The organism is Mesorhizobium sp. P2_D5 (assembly GCF_056404355.1).
In genome coordinates this window covers 59,563-76,812 of sequence record NZ_JBFUEE010000011.1, presented here as the reverse complement: position 1 = coordinate 76,812, position 17,250 = coordinate 59,563, and the positions used below count along the sequence as shown (strand labels likewise).

16 protein-coding genes and 1 riboswitch are annotated in these 17,250 nt (G+C 63.6%); of the genes, 6 read left to right on the top strand and 10 right to left on the bottom strand.

The genetic code is table 11. The features are described 5' to 3' along the window. Positions 1-28: 28 nt before the first annotated feature. From AC1DYW_RS31300 to AC1DYW_RS31270, 7 genes are all read right to left on the bottom strand, one after another. Entirely contained in the window at positions 29-2,713 is a 2,685-nt protein-coding gene (locus tag AC1DYW_RS31300; protein WP_477228751.1) for a phosphoenolpyruvate carboxylase, read from the bottom strand. Between the two features lie 69 nt (positions 2,714-2,782). Next, positions 2,783-3,751 (bottom strand): 2-hydroxyacid dehydrogenase, encoded by a 969-nt coding sequence (locus tag AC1DYW_RS31295; protein WP_477228750.1) that lies wholly within the window; start codon positions 3,749-3,751, stop codon positions 2,783-2,785. A 78-nt stretch (positions 3,752-3,829) separates the two neighbouring features. Next, positions 3,830-4,729: a succinate--CoA ligase subunit alpha gene (sucD, locus tag AC1DYW_RS31290; RefSeq protein ID WP_477228749.1), complete on the bottom strand. Its 900-nt coding sequence runs from the start codon at positions 4,727-4,729 to the stop codon at positions 3,830-3,832. 13 nt (positions 4,730-4,742) lie between these two features. Further along, on the bottom strand, positions 4,743-5,927 hold the full coding sequence (locus AC1DYW_RS31285; RefSeq protein WP_477228748.1) for a malate--CoA ligase subunit beta: 1,185 nt from the start codon (positions 5,925-5,927) through the stop codon (positions 4,743-4,745). 20 nt (positions 5,928-5,947) lie between these two features. Continuing rightward, positions 5,948-6,910: an HpcH/HpaI aldolase/citrate lyase family protein gene (locus tag AC1DYW_RS31280; RefSeq protein WP_477228747.1), complete on the bottom strand. Its 963-nt coding sequence runs from the start codon at positions 6,908-6,910 to the stop codon at positions 5,948-5,950. A 13-nt stretch (positions 6,911-6,923) separates the two neighbouring features. Further along, positions 6,924-8,114 (bottom strand): aminotransferase class V-fold PLP-dependent enzyme, encoded by a 1,191-nt coding sequence (locus AC1DYW_RS31275; RefSeq protein WP_477228746.1) that lies wholly within the window; start codon positions 8,112-8,114, stop codon positions 6,924-6,926. A gap of 134 nt (positions 8,115-8,248) precedes the next feature. After that, positions 8,249-8,872, bottom strand: coding sequence for a response regulator transcription factor (locus AC1DYW_RS31270; RefSeq protein ID WP_095087975.1), 624 nt, complete (start codon positions 8,870-8,872; stop codon positions 8,249-8,251). Positions 8,873-9,319: 447 nt separating this feature from the next. Between AC1DYW_RS31270 and mgtE the strand changes: the two genes are divergently transcribed. Next, complete coding sequence (gene mgtE / locus AC1DYW_RS31265; RefSeq protein WP_477228745.1) at positions 9,320-10,738, top strand: magnesium transporter; 1,419 nt, start codon at positions 9,320-9,322, stop codon at positions 10,736-10,738. A 150-nt stretch (positions 10,739-10,888) separates the two neighbouring features. Beyond that, positions 10,889-11,275 (top strand): MerR family transcriptional regulator, encoded by a 387-nt coding sequence (locus AC1DYW_RS31260; RefSeq protein ID WP_006203215.1) that lies wholly within the window; start codon positions 10,889-10,891, stop codon positions 11,273-11,275. Positions 11,276-11,281: 6 nt separating this feature from the next. On the opposite strand, the gene AC1DYW_RS31255 is transcribed toward AC1DYW_RS31260, so the two are convergent. Both AC1DYW_RS31255 and AC1DYW_RS31250 read right to left on the bottom strand, forming a co-directional pair. After that, positions 11,282-11,758 carry a methyltransferase family protein gene (locus AC1DYW_RS31255; protein WP_457150499.1) on the bottom strand — a complete coding sequence of 159 codons (477 nt, stop codon included), beginning with the start codon at positions 11,756-11,758 and terminating at the stop codon, positions 11,282-11,284. Then, positions 11,755-12,753, bottom strand: a complete 999-nt coding sequence (locus tag AC1DYW_RS31250) for a heparan-alpha-glucosaminide N-acetyltransferase (RefSeq protein ID WP_457150500.1) — start codon at positions 12,751-12,753, stop codon at positions 11,755-11,757. The genes AC1DYW_RS31255 and AC1DYW_RS31250 overlap by 4 nt, the downstream gene beginning before the upstream one ends. Before the next feature lie 236 nt (positions 12,754-12,989). Between AC1DYW_RS31250 and AC1DYW_RS31245 the strand changes: the two genes are divergently transcribed. After that, entirely contained in the window at positions 12,990-14,189 is a 1,200-nt protein-coding gene (locus AC1DYW_RS31245) for an MFS transporter (RefSeq protein ID WP_457150501.1), read from the top strand. 3 nt (positions 14,190-14,192) lie between these two features. Here the strand turns inward: AC1DYW_RS31245 and AC1DYW_RS31240 are convergent, their stop codons facing one another. Then, complete coding sequence (locus AC1DYW_RS31240) at positions 14,193-15,368, bottom strand: aromatic ring-hydroxylating oxygenase subunit alpha (RefSeq protein ID WP_477228744.1); 1,176 nt, start codon at positions 15,366-15,368, stop codon at positions 14,193-14,195. 141 nt (positions 15,369-15,509) lie between these two features. Then, positions 15,510-15,706, top strand: a riboswitch (cobalamin riboswitch). Between the two features lie 36 nt (positions 15,707-15,742). Here AC1DYW_RS31240 and AC1DYW_RS31235 point away from each other — a divergent pair. Genes AC1DYW_RS31235 through cobU form a run of 3 tightly spaced genes read left to right on the top strand, consistent with a single transcriptional unit; the run spans position 15,743 to position 17,249 of the window. Next, positions 15,743-15,922, top strand: coding sequence for a CbtB domain-containing protein (locus AC1DYW_RS31235; protein ID WP_095087280.1), 180 nt, complete (start codon positions 15,743-15,745; stop codon positions 15,920-15,922). A 15-nt stretch (positions 15,923-15,937) separates the two neighbouring features. After that, positions 15,938-16,741: a CbtA family protein gene (locus AC1DYW_RS31230; protein WP_477228743.1), complete on the top strand. Its 804-nt coding sequence runs from the start codon at positions 15,938-15,940 to the stop codon at positions 16,739-16,741. Further along, a complete protein-coding gene (gene cobU / locus AC1DYW_RS31225) occupies positions 16,734-17,249 on the top strand; it encodes a bifunctional adenosylcobinamide kinase/adenosylcobinamide-phosphate guanylyltransferase (RefSeq protein ID WP_477228742.1) in 516 nt (171 codons plus the stop codon). The genes AC1DYW_RS31230 and cobU overlap by 8 nt, the downstream gene beginning before the upstream one ends. The last annotated feature ends 1 nt before the right edge of the window (position 17,250 follow it).

Sequence of the window (17,250 nt, the reverse complement as noted above, 5' to 3'; positions counted from 1 at the left end):
ACCACGCCGCCGCTTCGCCTTTTAGGACCTATCCCGTCCACCCAAGGCCAGCCGAAATACAATTGATCGATACAAGCAGAGCGTCGGTCGCCCGCTTTTGATCCGCCGTGCCGGTATTTGCCCGAACTTCACGCAGCAGATCGACCTGCAGCCGGTGAATGTCATCCATCTGTCGCCGCAGACTGTCGAAACGCCGCTTGAACATCGGAAAGCGCGCGGAAAGATCGCCTCCCGTGAGGTCGCCGATCAGGCGTCGCGTCAACTCGTATTCGGCGGCGATGCGGGCGTAGATTCGCTGGGCCGCATCGCTGTCGGACACCAGGCGGGCGTAGAGCCCCGCGATCTCCATGTCGGACTGGTAGAGCGTCTTCTCGGCCTCGTCGACGATCAAGCGGAAGAAGCGCGAGTGCTCGAACATGCCGGCCAGAAGTTCGCGCCCGGACTCGCCGCGCACGGCGACGAAAGAGCTAAGCGCGCTGCCGATGCCATACCAGCCAGTCAGCAGATGACGGTTCTGGCTCCAGGCGAACACCCATGGAATGGCGCGCAGGTCAGCAATACCGCTGGCGCCGAAACGGCGGTCCGGCCGTGACCCCATTTTCAGGAGCGCCAGCTCCGCGACCGGGCTCGCCTGGTTGAAATAATCGAGGAAACCGGGCTCGGCCATCAACCCGGCGTAGGACGCCTGCGACATGCCTGCCAGAGCTTCCAGCGCCTCGTCGAATTCCGGCGTTTCCTTCGGCTCGACATCACCGGGCGATCCGACACCGTGGGCCAGCACGCCAGCGGCGAGAACCTCGAGCTGGTTGAGGCCGGTGCCGCGATTGGCGAATTTCGACGATACGACCTCGCCCTGCTCCGTCACCCGCATGGATCCGGCTACCGTGCCTTCCGGTTGTGCCGCGATCGCCCGGCCGGTCGGCGCGCCGCCACGGCTGACAGAGCCGCCGCGACCGTGAAAGAAACTGATCCTGACGTTGTGCTTGCGCCCGACGGCGGCGAGGCGCTTTTGCGCTTTTGCCAGTTCCCAATTGGAAGCCAGAAAGCCGCCGTCCTTGTTGGAATCTGAATAGCCAAGCATGATTTCCTGGCGCGCGCCGAAATCTCGCACCGTCCGCCTCACTAGCGAAACGCCGAGCAATCCAATCAGGATGCCCGGTGCGGCCTGTAGATCGGCGATAGTCTCGAACAATGGTACGATCCGCAGCCTGATCGTGCCGCCACCACCAGGCGCGGTTGAAAGTCCGCAATATTGCGCCAGCAGATAGACCGCGAGCAGATCGTCGGCCGAACGGGTCATGCTGAGAACGAAGGAGCCGACAGCGTCGGCATCCGAGCCGGAGATCTGCTCGCGGATAATGGAGAAAGTCGAAAGCAGTTCGCCTGCTTCGGGCGAGAGGCGGCCTGCGTCGATCTCCAGCCGCTCGCCCTGGATGATGGCTGTGCGAATACGCGCCGACCATTGCGGCGTGCCGGCTGCGACCGGATCGGCGGGATTTTCCAGCGCAAACAGTTCGGCCAGCACCCGGTTGACGACCGTGGAGTTCTGCCGGATGTCGAGCGAGACCGTACGGAAGCCGAAGCTTCCGACTTGCCAAAGCAGAGGCTGGATGAAGCGCTTGGCTACCGCGCGACCTCCGATCGCTTCGAGAACGGAAGACAGCCCGTTCAGATCGGCACGAAACGCCTCTGCCGAGAGATATGCCGCCGGACCGCCGTCTCGCGTGGCCTCCAGCCGGGCAAGCAAGGCCGAGGCGAACTGGCGAAGCGGTTCGTCAGGGTTGCGGGCGGCGATCATGTGCGCCAGTCCGCTTTTATCAAGCGCCGTTTGCAGCACCGGCTTGAAGCTGGCCGGCAGGTCGATGACGTTCGAGCTGGCGCTGAGCACCGTCACCAGCCGCTGCACCTGCGTCAGATACCAGCCTATTGCGGTGTTGCGGTATTCGGCCATGGCATGGGCGGTGACCGCGGCAGTCACATTTGGATTGCCATCGCGGTCGCCGCCGATCCACGAGGCATAGCGCATGAATGAGGGAATTCTGATCGGCTCTCCCGGATAGTGACGCTCGAAGGCGCCCTGAAGCTTGCCATAGAGCTGTGGCGTTGCCTCGAAGATGACTTCGCGAAAGAAATGCAGGCCCCAGGCGATTTCGCGTTCGACCGTCGGACGCTCCAGGCGCAGCTCACCCGTCATCCACAGAAGCTCGATCTCGCTTTCCAGATCGGCGACCAACAGCGAGCGTTCGCGCGGCGCCCAGCGTGGCTGGTCGAGCTCAGTCAGCTTGCGATAGATACGTCGGTGGATCTCCAGCACGGTCACGCGTTTGGCTTCCGTCGGGTGCGCGGTCATGGTCGGGCCGACGCGAAGCTCATCGAGCTTCGCCTGGACTTCCTCCGCTGAGTGGCCGTTCGCTGCCATCTGCGCGATCACGCTGGCGAAGGAACCGGGCACTTCGTCAACACCCGCGCCTTGTTCGAGTTCACGGCGCGCCCGCATGGCAAGCAACTCGTCTGCTATCGCCAGCAACTGGAACCATACGCCGCTTGCCTGAAGCGCGGGGATGCGCTGCTCCGCGGCGAGGGAGACAAGCGACCGACGTCCGGCCAGAACGGCGGCGATCTCGGGCTCACGCGCGCTTGCGACCTGAAGCAGCAAGCGCAACAAAAGGCTGCGCTCGTCCTCACGAAAGTTGATGCGTCTGCTCTGTTCCAAACCGGTTTCCTGCTTCGTCCGCACCGATGGCCAAGTAGCCGCGCCCTGAATCGAGGGCGGCGCCTGCTGTCAGGCGACCCGGTCGGGGACCGGGCGACCCTCGAAAAAGGCGGTCAGGTTCTCCACCACCTTCATGCCCATTGCCACCCGCGTTTCCTCGGTCGCGCTCCCGAGATGCGGCAACAGCACCACATTCTCCAACCGCTTCAGCCCCTCCGGAACGGCCGGCTCGTCGGCAAAGACGTCGAGACCCGCCCCAGCGATCTCGCGCCTTTCCAGTGCACCGATCAGGGCATCCTGGTCGACAACGTCGCCGCGCGCCGTGTTGATCAGGAACGCGTCGCTTTTCATGGACCGCAAGCTTCGGGCATTGATGAGATGGCGGTTTTCCGCGCCGCCCGGACAGTGCAGCGACACGAAATCGGATGCGGTGAGCACATCTTCCAGGGTTGGCATCTGCACCGCGCCCATGGAGCGCGTCTCGTCATCATCGACCGGGGACCGATTGAAGAACACGATGTTCATACCGAAGCCGAAATGCGCGCGCCTGGCTGTCGCCTTGCCGATGCGCCCCATGCCGACAATACCCAAGGTTTTGCCAGACACCTTCGCTCCGGCCATATGGGTTGGCGACCAGCCGCGCCACTCTCCGGCCCGCAACTGCCGCTCGCCCTCACCAGTTCGGCGCGCGACAGCCAACAGCAAGCTGAGGGCGAGGTCGGCGGTGCAATCGGTCAGCACGCCCGGAGTGTTGGTCACGACGATGTCGCGGTCGCGGGCTGCCGCGACATCGATATGGCTGAAGCCGACGCCGAAATTGGCAATGATCCGGGTGCGGGCGGTGTTCTCCGGAAACACCGCACCAGGCAAGCGGTCGCTGACCGTTGCCAGGATCGCGTCAAAATTCGCGAATGCCGATGTCATTGCGGCAGGGCTCAGCGGCGTATCGCTGGGGTTGAGCGTCGTGTCGAAGCGCTTGGCGAGGATCGCTTCAACGGGGGCCGGCCATCTCCGGGTGACAATCAAACGCGGTTTCATCGAATTTCCTGCCGATCGATGGGCCGCGATGCATCCGCCCGACCCGAAACAGACTTCACATCTTGCGCCATGCGACCGTCAGGCCGCCTTCTTCATCCCGGCCAGGGTATTGGCCACGACCTCCCCGAAAGACGATGGCGTCGGCACGATGACGACGCCGGCCTCTTTGAGGATTTCGACCTTTTCCTGCGCCGACTCGCCGAACGCCGAGATGATGGCGCCGGCATGGCCCATGCGCCGGCCCTTCGGCGCGGAAAGCCCGGCGATGTAGGCGATCAGCGGCTTGCGCATGTTGTCTCGCGCCCAGATCGCGGCTTCCGCCTCCTGCGGTCCGCCGATCTCGCCGATCATGACCACGGCATCGGTTTCGTCGTCCTGTTCGAACAGCTTCAGCATGTCCTTGAAGGACGAGCCGTTGATCGGATCACCGCCGATACCGACGCTGGTCGAAACGCCGATGCCGAGCGCCTTCATCTGGGAGGCTGCCTCATAGCCGAGCGTGCCCGAGCGCCCGACGATGCCGACGCGGCCGGGAAGATAGATGCTGCCCGGCATGATGCCCATCAGTGCCTGTCCGGGCGTGATCATGCCGGCGCAGTTCGGCCCGATCAGCCGCATGCGGTCCTCGAAACGGTAGCGAAGCATGTAGCGCTTCACCTGCATCATGTCCTGCGAGGGGATGCCGTCGGTGATGCAGACGCATAGCTTTATACCCGCATCGGCGGCTTCCATGATCGAGTCGGCGGCGAAAGGCGGCGGCACGAAGACGATGCTGGCTTCGGCGCGAGTTTCGCGAACGGCGCCCTTGACGGTGTTGAAGACCGGCAGGCCGAGATGCTTCTGACCGCCCTTGCCGGGCGTCACGCCGCCGACGAGCTTGGTGCCGTAGCGCTTCATGTCTTCGGCATGGAAGCTGCCGATCTTGCCGGTGAACCCCTGGACGATGACCCGCGTGCCGCGGTTGAGCAGGATTGCCATATTCTTAGCTCCCTCAGCTTGCTTTTTTGAGCGTTGCCGAACGCCACGTGGCGACGGCTTTTTCGGCGGCTTCCGCCAGCGTTTCGGCGACGATCACCGCCTCGCCGGAATCGGCCAGGATGCGGCGCCCTTCCTCGACCTTGGTGCCGGCAAGCCGCACCACCAGGGGGACGTTGACGCCGACTTCGCGGATCGCCTTGACGACGCCTTCGGCGACCCAGTCGCAACGGTTGATGCCGGCGAAGATGTTGACCAGGATGGTCTCGACATTCTTGTCGCCAAGCACGGCGCGGAACGATTTCGCGACCCGCTCCGGCGAGGCGCCGCCGCCGATGTCGAGGAAGTTGGCCGGCTCGCCGCCGGCGATCTTGATCATGTCCATCGTCGCCATGGCGAGGCCGGCGCCGTTGATGATGCAGCCGATATTGCCGTCGAGGCCGACATAGGAGAGGCCGCGGTCGCTGGCGAAGGTCTCGCGCGGATCTTCCTGGCTCTTGTCGCGCAGCTCGGAGATCTCCGGCCGCCGGAACAACGCGTTCTCGTCGAACGACATCTTGGCGTCGAGCGCAACGAGGTTGCCGTCGCGGGTCACCACCAGCGGATTGATCTCCAGCATCGAGGCGTCGTAGTCGCGGAACACCTGGTAGCAGCTGAAGATGGTTTCGGTCGCCTTGCCGATCAGGTTCTGGTCCAGGCCGAGCCCGAACGCGATCTCGCGCGCCTGGAAGCGCTGCATGCCGACGCCCGGATCGACCGTGGTCCGGATGATGGAATCCGGCGCCCTCTCGACAATATCCTCGATCTCCATGCCGCCGGCGGCCGACGCCACGATCATGACGCGCTCCTCCTTGCGGTCGAGAACGAAGCCGACATAGAGCTCCTGCGCGATGTCGACGGCCTCCTCGAGATAGAGCCGTGAAATCAGCTTGCCTCGCGGGCCGGTCTGCTGGGTCACGAGCTTGCGGCCGAGCATTGCTTCGGCCGCGTTGGAGATCTCCTCGTCATTGGCGCAGAGCTTGATGCCACCGGCTTTGCCGCGGGCACCGGAATGGACCTGCGCCTTGAGAACCCATTTGCCGCCGCCGATTTCGCGCGCCCGATAGGTTGCCTGCTCGGGGCTGTAAGCCAGGCCGCCGCGCGGAACATGAACCCCATGGCGGGCAAGCAGTTCCTTGGCCTGGTATTCGTGAATGTCCATTTTTTGTCCTCCAAGAGCCTTCAGTGCGTGGCGGCGTGCGCCTGGCCGGCGCGTTCGATTGCTTCGTTGACCACCAGCACATTGCGCGCCATGCGTTCCGACGCCGCGTCGATCATTTTTCCGTCGAGCGCCGCCGCGCCCTTTCCGAGCGCCTCCGCTTCCTTGAGCACTTCCAGGATGCGCCTGGCGCGGACGACTTCCTTTTCCGGCGGCGAGAAGACGCTGTTGGCAAGCGCGATCTGCGAGGGGTGGATCGCCCATTTGCCTTCGATGCCAAGTGCCGCCGCGCGCCTTGCCGCCGCCGTGTAGCCCTCGGGATCCGAGAAGTCGCCGAACGGTCCGTCGATGGCGCGCAGGCCGTAGGCCCTGCAGGCAACCGTCATCCGCGACAGGGCGAAATGCCACTGGTCGCCCGGATAATCGGGATTGAGGCCGCCGATGTTGACGGTGCGCGCCTTGTTGCTGGCGGCATAGTCGGCGACGCCGAAATGCATCGCCTCCAGGCGGCCGGGCGTCGCGGCGATCGCCTCGACATTGGCCATGCCGAGCGCCGTCTCGATGAGGGCTTCGAGGCCGACGCGGGTCTTGTAGCCCTTGGCCATTTCGATCTGGTTGACCATGGCCTCGACCATATAGAGGTCGGCCGGAACGCCGACCTTCGGCACCAGGATGGTGTCCAGCCGGTCGCCGGCCTGTTCCATCACGTCGACCACATCGCGGTACATGTAGTGCGTGTCGAGGCCGTTGATGCGCACCGAAACGGTCTTGCCCTTGGCACGCCAGTCGATGTCGTTGAGCGCCTGGATGATGTTTTTGCGGGCGCGTTCCTTGTCCGGCGGCGCCACCGCGTCCTCGATGTCGAGGAAGACGAAATCGGCGGCGCTGTTTGCCGCCTTCTCGATCATCTCCGGGCTGGAGCCGGGAACCGCGAGTTCGCTGCGCTGCAGCCGGAGTTTTTTGAGATGGTTGATGGTGTGGCTCATGGTCGCGTTCCTCTCACGCTGCTTCGGCGACAGGTACCTCCGCCGAGGCACGGAAGTGCTGGATGGCGGCGCCGACGCCCGAACCTGGCGCCAGCCGGACGCCGCAATCGAGCAGCGCCATTTCGGCCGCCGACAGCGAGGCAAGCACCATCACCTCGTTCAGCCAGCCGAGATGGCCGATGCGGAAGACCTTGCCGAGCACCTTGTTGAGACCGCCTCCGAGCGAGGTCCGGTAGCTCTGGTAGGCGCGCTTGACGACGTCGCCGCTGTCGATGCCTTCCGGCACCAGGATAGCGCTGACAGTATCCGAGTGCCATTTCGGCGCCTTCGCGCAAAGCTTCAGGCCCCAGGCGTCGACCGCCTTGCGCACGCCTTCGGCGAGGCGATGGTGACGGGCGAAGATGTTGTCGAGCCCTTCCTCGGCGATCAGGTCGAGCGAGGCGCGCAGTCCGCGCAGCAGTTGCGTTGCCGGCGTATAGGGGAAATAGCCGGCGTCGTTGGTGCGGATCATGTCCTCGAACGAGAAGAAGCAGCGGCGGTGAGTGGCGATCCTGGAAGCGGCCAGCGCCTTCTTGCTGACCGAGAGGAAGCCGAGGCCGGCGGGCAGCATGAAGCCTTTCTGCGAGCCGCTGACGGCGCAGTCGACACCCCATTCCTCCTGACGGAAGTCGATCGAGCCAATCGACGACACACCGTCGACAAAGAGAAGGGCAGGGTGGTTCGCCGCGTCGAGTATGGCTCGGCAGCCTGCCACATCGCTGGTGACGCCGGTGGCGGTCTCGTTCTGCGTGCAGAAGATTGCCTTGATGCGGTGTGCCTTGTCGGCCTTCAGTCTTTCTGCGTAGAGGTCGAGCGGCACGCCGGTTCCCCACTCGCAGTCGATCACGTCGACCTCGAGGCCGAGGCGCTCGGCCATATCGACCCACAGATGCGAGAACTGTCCGAAGCGCGACATCAGCACGCTATCACCGGGGCTGAGCACATTGGTCATCGCCGCCTCCCAGGCGCCGGTGCCCGACGACGGGTAGATGAAGACGCGGCCGGTTTCGTTCTTGAAGACTTTTTTGATGTCTTCGAACAGCGGCAGCGTGAAATCAGGAAACGATCCGGCGCGCATGTCCTCCATCGGGAGGTTCATCGCTTGCCGGACCTGCTCCGGAATGTTGGTGGGTCCTGGAATAAAAAGGTGGGTGAACCCAGCCATGCGTGAACTCCTCCGAAGTTAGAGATTTGTGGAGGGAGTGTCGTTTGGAAGGCGAGGGGCAACAACACCTTGGTGGGTAAGTTCTCGCCGCGCGCGGGTGGGGCGAGCCTACCCGCTCGGCCTACCCGGTCGTCCTATCCGACAGGCTGCTTGGGACTGCGACGCTTCTCGCTCGAATAGAGCGCGACTGCCATTGCCCTATTGCGGACGTCAAGCTTGTCATAGAGATTCTTGAGGTGATACTTCACCGTATTCTCGGAAATTCCCGTGCGCGTTGCGATCTGAAGGTTGGTCCAGCCGTCGGAAAGCACCGCCAGCAGTTCGCGCTCGCGAACCGTGAGCTGGGCCAAAGGCGTGTCGTTGACCTTGTTGATGTCGATGTAGGGGATGCAGATGCGGCCGTGCGCGACGGCCAGGATCGTCTCGAAGATGATATGCGGATCGTCGAACTGGAAGCAGTAGCCTTGAGCACCGAGTCGCACGCACTGCTTCAAGATGCCGATGTCGTGGTCGTTGGAGAACACCGTGATGCGCACATCGAGCTTACGGCTCTGGACCTCGGCCAGCACATCCGCGCCGTCCATGTCGGCCAGCCTCCAGCCGATGACGGCGACATCGAACGTGGTCTTTCCTGCCAGGTCCAGGAGTTGCCTGCCGCTCTGCACGGCGCTCAGCAATTCGAAACGTCCGTCGCATTCCAGCATTTCGCGGAGCGCCGATATGACAAGCGGATTGCGCTCGGCGACAACGACGCGAATGCGTTGCTGTCCTGATGTGGCCTCGTTCGTTCTCGCCGACCTTGCGTTCAAGGGCTTCCGTTCTGGACCGGTTGCGGGCATGGGCGGATCCGGCTGGTATCCGGACCCTGTGCCATGACAATCGCCGCAACCGCGCAGGAGTGCTCTTTCCCCAGCGACATGCGCTGTCGCGCCACCTGAACCGGTATGCTGTTGGTTTTGACGCGATCGGCGTCATCAGCCCAAGGCTCGGCGATGTCCGCCTCTCGCAAAGTCAGGCCGGCAGGGGAGCGCGTATTTCGTTTGATATTCCGTGCGTTAGGACCATAGGTTCCCAAATCGAATCGTGCTGCCGCGCCATCCGTGGATTGAGCGGCGATTTCTCCCCAAAAGCGGTTTCCACTTTTGGGTCCGATGCTCTAGACCTGAGATGCACCTTTTCCGGGATTGCGATGGCGGGAGGCGCTGGTGGAAGGCCAGGACGAACGGACGACCGGCGCCAGGGCCGCTGAAGACGCCCACGCCGATATTTATGGCGAGGATGGCGCCGTCCTTTCGTCCTTCCTTGCCCAGATCGGTGCGGCGATCGCCGACCGCGACACGCTCACGCTCAAGCATGAAGTCGACCACCTGCACCAGTCGGAGCTCGGCGACTTGCTTGAGGCTCTGCATCCCGAACAGCGCCGCGCGTTGGTCGAATTGCTGGGCGCCGATTTCGACTTCTCCGCGCTGACCGAGGTCGACGAGGCGATCCGTATGGAGATCGTCGACAATCTGCCCAATGCGCAGATCGCCCAGGCGGTGCAGGAGCTCGATTCCGACGACGCGGTCTACATTCTCGAAGACCTCGAAAAGGAAGATCAGGACGAGATCCTGTCGCAACTGCCGTTCACCGAGCGGATCAGGCTGCGCCGCTCGCTCGACTATCCGGAAGAGACGGCCGGCCGCCGCATGCAGACCGAGTTCGTCGCGGTGCCGCCGTTCTGGACGATCGGCCAGACCATCGACTATATGCGCGAGGACAAGAACCTGCCTGAGCGCTTCAGCCAGATCTTCGTCATCGATCCGACCTTCAAGCTGCTCGGCGCCATTGACCTCGACCAGATCCTGCGCACCAAGCGCGCGGTCAAGGTGGAAGAGGTCATGCATGAGACGCGGCACGCCATTCCCGCCACCATGGACCAGGAAGAGGCGGCGCGGGAATTCGAACAGTATGACCTTCTGTCTGCCGCCGTTGTCGACGAGAACGAACGGCTGGTCGGCGTGCTGACCATCGACGACGTCGTCGACGTCATCCAGCAGGAAGCGGAAGAAGATCTCCTGCGCATGGGCGGCGTCGGTGACGAAGAGCTCTCCGACAGCATCTTTTCGACCTCGCGCTCGCGCGTGCCATGGCTGCTGGTCAACCTCTTGACCGCATTCCTGGCGGCATCGGTGATCGGCCTGTTCGACCGCACGATCGAGCACATCGTGGCGCTGGCGGTGCTGATGCCGATCGTCGCCGGCATGGGTGGCAATGCCGGCTCGCAGACCATGACCGTCACCGTGCGCGCGCTGGCGACCAAGGATATCGACATCTACAATGCCGGCCGCATCATCCGCCGCGAGATGGGTGTCGGCTTCATCAACGGCATCGTGTTTGCCATCCTGATCGGCATTGTCGCCGCGACCTGGTTCCACGACAACAATCTGGGCGGCATCATCGCCGCGGCGATGATCATCAACATGTTCGCGGCCGCTTTGGCCGGCATCCTGATCCCGCTGCTGCTCGACCGTTTCAAGATCGATCCGGCGGTCGCTTCGGCGGTCTTCGTCACCACGGTCACCGATGTCGTCGGCTTCTTTGCCTTTCTCGGCATTGCCACGTGGTGGTTTGCGGTGCCTTGAAGGCGCATCGTGCCCTCAATTGACTTTTACGTAAATGCCGTGCGAGGCTTGCGCGGGGTGCCATGTCGATTCCGGCTTGGCATGGGTTTGGTTCGGGACAGGAGGGGGTGCCGCATGGCGATCCCCGGGTTCCGGGGTGTGGGAGTGACAATGCGGGAATATTATTCGATCACCGAGCTGACCCGCGAATTCGACGTGTCGACGCGGACGCTGCGCTTCTATGAGGACGAGGGGCTGGTGCAGCCGGTGCGGCGCGGCCGCACGCGGCTGTTTCGCCCGTCCGACCGCCACCTCATTCGCCAGATCATGCGGGGAAAACGGCTCGGCTTTTCGATCAATGAGATCCGCGAAATCATCCAGATGTACAAGGAGCCCCCCGGCGAGGTCGGTCAACTCAAGCTGATGATCAAGCGCATCGAGGAAAAGCGCGAGGACCTGCGGCAGAAGCGCCGCGACCTCGAGGAGACGCTGGCCGAACTCGACCAGGCCGAGGAATCCTGCGTCGAGCGGCTCGTCGAACTCGGCGTCAATACGTAGCGCTGTTCAAATCCAGCGCCGCACTCTCTTGGCGTAGTCCCGGTATTTCTTGCCGAATTTCGCCGCCAGCACCTTTTCCTCGCCCTCGATCGCGACCTTCTGCGTGACAAAGGCAGCGATGAAGGCGAGCGGCAGGAACCATACGATCCCCGAGACAAAGGCGACGCCGATCAACAGCAGCGTGTTGGCCAGATACATCGGATTGCGGGTAATGCCGAACGGGCCTGTGGTAACCAGGTGATCGGGCACCGCGTTGGGATTGAGCGTGGTCTTGGCCCGAATCATGGTGCGGATCGCGGTGAACCAGAGTGCCGCGACGCCGAGCAGGGCCACCCAGCCGGCGGCGAACAGGATATCGCCCAAGAGGTCGCCAATCCAGGGCAGGGGATAGAGCAGGCCGAGTGCGATGCTGATGGCGATGGCAGCAATGTAGATCACTGGCGGCCACGGTATGAGCCCTGCCTTCGGCTGGTTCTCGGTCATTTGACCCCTCCCTCCGTCATCTTGTCTTCGGTCTTGGCGGTGCACATACCGGCGAGATCGGATATATGCGTCTTCCATTCGGCAGTCTGGTCGTTGTTGTAGAGCCGATCAAGTGAGGCTTCGCTCTCGAGCGTGTCGAGCATGCAGACACAGTAGCTCGAACAGAATTCGATGTCGCGCGACTGCTCGCAAGACAGCTGGCAGGTCTTCAGGAAGTTCACCTGCGGGGTTTCGACCTTCGCCGGCATGACTTGCGCGAACAGCCACACACAGCCGATCAAAAGCGGCTGGTGGATCAGGTAGAAGGCCAGGCTGTGGCGGCCGATGAAGATCAGCGGGTTGGCCCAGCGGCCGGGTGTCAATTCGGCAAGCCGGGCAAGCAAGCCCGAAGCGGAGGCGAGTTTAGTTACCGCGATGCCTGCAAGTACGGCGCCGAACCACGGAAACAGCGGCACGTAGTCGTTGGAACGCGGATTGATCGCCGACAGGCCGATCCACCACAGCCATGGATGGTCGAAGGCCTCGAAGCGCAGATAGACGGGCGCTGCGATGACCAGCGCTGCCACAAGCAGCGTCAGCAGCGCGGGCAGCCGCAGGAACGCGAGGCCGAGCAGGCTGGCCAGCGCGATCTCGTGCAGGATGCCGAAGAAGATAAAACCGTCCGGGGTGGCAATGCGGGTGGCAACCGAGATGGCGATCGCCGCTCCGGCGACCATGGCGAAGCGCCTCCAGAAGCCGTTCCAACGGATTTGCCGGCCATGGGCGAGGTATAGGCTGACGCCGACCAGGAACAGGAAGGTCGAGGCGATGCAGCGCGCGTAGACCTTCCACCAGCCGAAGGCGGTGAGGCCCGGGTCGGTATAGCCGAAGAATTCCAGGTCCCAGGTGAAGTGGTAGCTCGCCATGGCGATGAGCGCGATGCCGCGCACGATGTCGATGGCGACGATGCGCTTCGGTCGATCCTGAACAGATGCGGTCGGCGTGTGGATGCTCATGGTCTCGTATTTCTGATTCAGCCCCGCAAGACGACTATCACGGTTGCCACGGACAAAAGAAGGCCGGCAGCTTCGGGTATAGGCTGCGCTGCAGACGCTGGATCAGGCGCCGCCTTAGGCCAGCGCCGGAAAGCCTTTGGCCGACTTCGCTTTTGCCGGATAGGCGTCGGTTTCCTGTTACCCGCGCAGGAATCACCACGGCAGATTTGACCCGCTGATTCTGCTTTGGGGAAGCAATGTCCACCCATGTGCGCCACCCGGTCTGGCTGCCGGCCTTGCGGCCGGCCGACGCGCGCACCTTCGCCTCGCTCTATGCGGTCGAATCCTTCGCCCGCGCCACGGTGTCGAGCGTCATCCCGATCCAGGCCTACGAGATCCTGCATAACGAGCAGATCGTCTCGATCCTCTACACCATCGTGGCGATGCTCGGCCTGTCGGTAACGCTGTTCATGCCGATGCTGATCCGACGCTTTGCCCGGCGCTGGGTCTACACGGCAGGCGCCTGCCTGCTGGCCATCGGCGCGTTGTTCTTCGTCACCCATACGCTTGCCGGACAATTGGCCGGCATGCTGTGCCGCGTGATGGGCGCCAGCGCGCTGTCGATCACGCTCAACCTCTACATCATGGACCACATCCGCAAGACCGATTTCATGCAGGCCGAATCACTGCGCATGGCGTGGTCGATGTTGGCCTGGACCGGCGGGCCGACGCTCGGCATCTTCCTCTACACGCGCTTCGGCATCTACGCCGCGCATGGTGCGGTGGCGGTGTTCGCGCTGGCCTTGCTGGCGCTGTTCTGGACCTACCGCCTGGGCGACAACCCATCGATCCGCCCTGGCAAGATGCGGCCGGCCAATCCGCTCGCCAATATCGGTCGCTTCGTCGCCCAGCCCAGGTTGCGGCTGGCCTGGCTGATCGCCTTCGGCCGCTCCTGTTTCTGGACGACGTTCTTCGTCTACGGGCCGCTGTTCATGGTCATCACCGGCGAGGGCAAGCTGGCCGGCGGTCTTTTGGTTTCGGCCGGCAATGCGCTGCTGTTCATGGCCATTTTCTGGGGCAAGGCGGGAAAGCGCTTCGGTGGCCGCCGAACCATGACATTTGCCTATTTCGCCATGTCGGCCATGCTGCTGGCGGCGGGTGCGGTTGGCCAAACCGTGCCGCTGCTCACCGGCGCCTTGCTGCTCTGCGGCGCTTTCTTCACCATCGCGCTCGATGCGCTGGGCTCGACCGCCTTCATGCGCTCGGTGCGATCCTATGAAAGGTCGCAGATGGCGGCGGTCTACCGGACCTATCTCGACTTTTCCGAACTGACGCCGCCGCTGGTCTATTCGGTGGTGCTGGCGTTCTTCGGGCTGGGCTCGGTGTTCGTCACGCTCGGCCTGCTGGCGGCGGTCTGCGGCTTCGTGACCTGGCGATACCTGCCGAAATCGCTGTGATCTTCAGGGCTTGGGGATAACCGCTGCGTGCCGTTCGCGGATCCAGTTGTGGAAGCGGTGCAGGTCGTACTCCTCGGGCATCAGCACGCCGGCTGCGTGGCGCATCGAGCGCAGACCTTTCTGGTTGACCTCGCAGATCCCTGCGTCCTCCTCCAGCACCTGTTTGCCGAAGGCGACGATGTTGTCGATGTCGGTTGCACCAAGCGCCTCGGGCGAAAACAGCCATTCGGCGACAAGCTCGGTCTGCTCGGGGCCAAGCGGCACCAGCCGCACGGTCCTGATATAGTCGACATGGCCGACGATGAACATCGACGGCAGGTTGGTGGCGTAAGTCTGGCCGGCGGCGCGTTCGGCTGATGTGAGGCCGGTGAAGACCGGCCCATGCGCCTGGCCGTCGCGCGACCATGTCTGCGCGCCGGCGCGCAGACCGCCGGAAAACTCCGGCGCGTCATTGTCGGCGTGGCCGGACCATTCGGGATCGTCGTGGCGACCCATCAGGCCGCGGCCATAGATCGGCACCAGCCGCGACAGGTCCTTGTGGACGCCCGGACAATGCAGGCACTCGTTGAAGTTTTCCCAAAAGATCTTCCAGTTGCAGTTCATCACCTTGCGCAGCACATGGCCGGCAACAAGCGTTTCCAGCGGCCAGTTGGCGAGACTGCCGGACGCTGGGTCGAAGGATGTTTCCGCCGAGCCGGCGGCGTCCTCCTGCAGATTGACGAAGACAAAACCGCGCCACATCGAGAGCGCCACGCGATAGAGTGGATGATCGGCCTTGTCGAAGCCTTCCGGCAGCGACTTCGACGGCACGCGCACGAGGTCGCCGCGCAGCGAATAGGACCACGCATGGTAGGGGCAGGTAATGAGCCGCGCCTTCAGCCGGCCTTCGCTTTCCTGACAAAGCTGCGAGCCGCGATGGCGGCACGTGTTGTGGAAGGCGCGCAGTTCGCCGGTTTCGTCACGCAGCACGACGATTTCCTGCGTGCCGACGCGGAAGGTGCGGAATGAAAGCGGTTGCGCAAGGTCGGCCTGGCGGCAGACGAGCAACCAGCTTTTGTACCAGATGGCGTCGAGATCGCGCTGATAACTGTCCGCATCCCAATAGGCCGACGATGGCAGCGTCGGTTCGGCCCGGGTCAGGCCGTTGTAGGGATCGCGCTCGCTGGCAATGGGCTGCATGGCTGGCTTCCTGTGGATTTGTCAGCCGACACCCGACTATGGGAATTGTCAATTGTTGTGCCGGAGAGCCGATTTATCTGCATGGCGCAATCGCGCTGGTTGTCGGCGGAATTTGGTTTGCCGGTCGCGGCGATTTTCCCTATAGTCGCGCTTGTCGTCGGTTCCGTTTGGAGCCAAGAGGGAATGCGGTGCGGGCGGACTTGTTGCCCAATGCCGTGGCTGCCCCCGCAACTGTGTGCGGTAGTCCTCTCCATATGCCACTGAAGGTTTCTCTTCGGGAAGGTGGGGAAGGGCGCTGATCCGCGAGCCAGGAGACCTGCCGGCGACAGGAAACTGACTTCGATGCCCTCGGGTGGAGGGTGAAAGGACAAGATATGACTACCGCTTCCGTCTCCCTCGGCGCCTCCGTCTCCTCGCAGTCGCGCTTCATGCAGCTTGCACTCGTGGCGCTGCTCGGCATCTTCGTCGTCGGCTTTGTCGGCTTCTCGCATATCGATGCGGTCCACAATGCGGCTCACGACTATCGCCATTCGATGGCGTTTCCCTGCCACTGACGAGGATTTGACATCATGAACCTGTTTCGCAACGTCGTGTTCATCGCGGCGATCGCAGGGCTCGTGGCCGGCGTCGTTCTCGCCTGCCTGCAGGCCTATGCCACCGTGCCGCTGATCCTCAAGGCGGAAGTCTACGAACAGGCCGGCGGCGGCCACCATCATGACCATGCCGCTCCTGCCGCAACCGATACCAGCGCCATGAGCACAGCCGCTCCGGCGGGGAATGCGATGAGCTCCGCCGCCCCGGCGCCGGCGGAAGCAGCCGCTCCGGCCGCGGAAGACGAAGGCTGGGCACCGGCCGACGGTTTCGAGCGTTTCGCCTTCAGCGTTGTCGCCAATATCGTCACCGGCATCGGTTTTGCGCTGATCCTGGTCGCGGTTTCCGAATTCGCCGGCGGCATCGGCAATTGGCGCCAGGGCGTGTTCTGGGGCCTGGCCGGCTTTGCCGTGTTCACGCTGGCACCGGGCCTCGGCCTGCCACCGGAATTGCCTGCCATGCCGGCGGCCGATCTCACGCAGCGCCAGATCTGGTGGTGGGCAACCGTGGTGGCGACCGCGGCGGGTCTCGGCCTGATCGCGTTCCGCAAGTCGCTGCCGCTCGCGATCCTTGCCGTCCTGCTGATCGTCGCGCCGCATATTGTCGGCGCACCGCAGCCCGACAGTTTCGAGACGCCGATCCCTGAAGGCCTGCACCACGAGTTCGTGGTGGCGGTCACTGTGACCAACCTGGTGTTCTGGCTGGTGCTCGGCGCGGTCGTCGGCGTGGTGCGCGGCCGCTTCACCGGCACAGCGACCAGCCTGCGCGACAGCTTTGCCTGATCGCAGCAAGCTGACCTTCATCATCGGCGGTGCGCGCTCCGGCAAGAGCGCGCATGCCGAAACCCTGGCGACGGTTCTACCCTCGCCATGGACCTATATCGCCACGGCGCAAGCCTATGATGACGAAATGCGTGAGCGCATCGCGTTGCACCGCTCGCGGCGCGGCGAGGGCTGGGCGACCATCGACGCACCGCTCGATCTCGCCGGCACGCTCGAGGCTTTGCCGGACGATCAGCCGGTGCTTGTCGACTGCCTGACACTGTGGTTGACCAATCATATGCTGGCCGAACACGACCTCGACCTTGAATGCCGTCGGCTGGCGGACGTGCTGTCGCGGCCGCGCGGGCCCTGGTTCGTCGTGTCCAATGAAGTCGGCCAAGGCATCGTGCCGGACAACGCACTGGCGCGCCGTTTTCGCGATGCGGCCGGCCGACTCAACCAGCAGGTGGCCGCTGTCGCCGACACGGTGCTGCTGATGGTGGCGGGGCTGCCGCTCAAGGTGAAATGAA

What these genes read in the sequence shown, in the direction of transcription:
- AC1DYW_RS31295 (WP_477228750.1), bottom strand. Translation starts at nt 3,751, where the DNA reads ATGAAACCGCGTTTGATTGTCACCCGGAGATGGCCGGCCCCCGTTGAA.
- sucD (WP_477228749.1), bottom strand. Translation starts at nt 4,729, where the DNA reads ATGGCAATCCTGCTCAACCGCGGCACGCGGGTCATCGTCCAGGGGTTC.
- AC1DYW_RS31285 (WP_477228748.1), bottom strand. Translation starts at nt 5,927, where the DNA reads ATGGACATTCACGAATACCAGGCCAAGGAACTGCTTGCCCGCCATGGG.
- AC1DYW_RS31280 (WP_477228747.1), bottom strand. Translation starts at nt 6,910, where the DNA reads ATGAGCCACACCATCAACCATCTCAAAAAACTCCGGCTGCAGCGCAGC.
- AC1DYW_RS31275 (WP_477228746.1), bottom strand. Translation starts at nt 8,114, where the DNA reads ATGGCTGGGTTCACCCACCTTTTTATTCCAGGACCCACCAACATTCCG.
- AC1DYW_RS31260 (WP_006203215.1), top strand. Translation starts at nt 10,889, where the DNA reads ATGCGGGAATATTATTCGATCACCGAGCTGACCCGCGAATTCGACGTG.
- AC1DYW_RS31255 (WP_457150499.1), bottom strand. Translation starts at nt 11,758, where the DNA reads ATGACCGAGAACCAGCCGAAGGCAGGGCTCATACCGTGGCCGCCAGTG.
- AC1DYW_RS31250 (WP_457150500.1), bottom strand. Translation starts at nt 12,753, where the DNA reads ATGAGCATCCACACGCCGACCGCATCTGTTCAGGATCGACCGAAGCGC.
- AC1DYW_RS31245 (WP_457150501.1), top strand. Translation starts at nt 12,990, where the DNA reads ATGTCCACCCATGTGCGCCACCCGGTCTGGCTGCCGGCCTTGCGGCCG.
- AC1DYW_RS31240 (WP_477228744.1), bottom strand. Translation starts at nt 15,368, where the DNA reads ATGCAGCCCATTGCCAGCGAGCGCGATCCCTACAACGGCCTGACCCGG.
- AC1DYW_RS31235 (WP_095087280.1), top strand. Translation starts at nt 15,743, where the DNA reads ATGACTACCGCTTCCGTCTCCCTCGGCGCCTCCGTCTCCTCGCAGTCG.
- AC1DYW_RS31230 (WP_477228743.1), top strand. Translation starts at nt 15,938, where the DNA reads ATGAACCTGTTTCGCAACGTCGTGTTCATCGCGGCGATCGCAGGGCTC.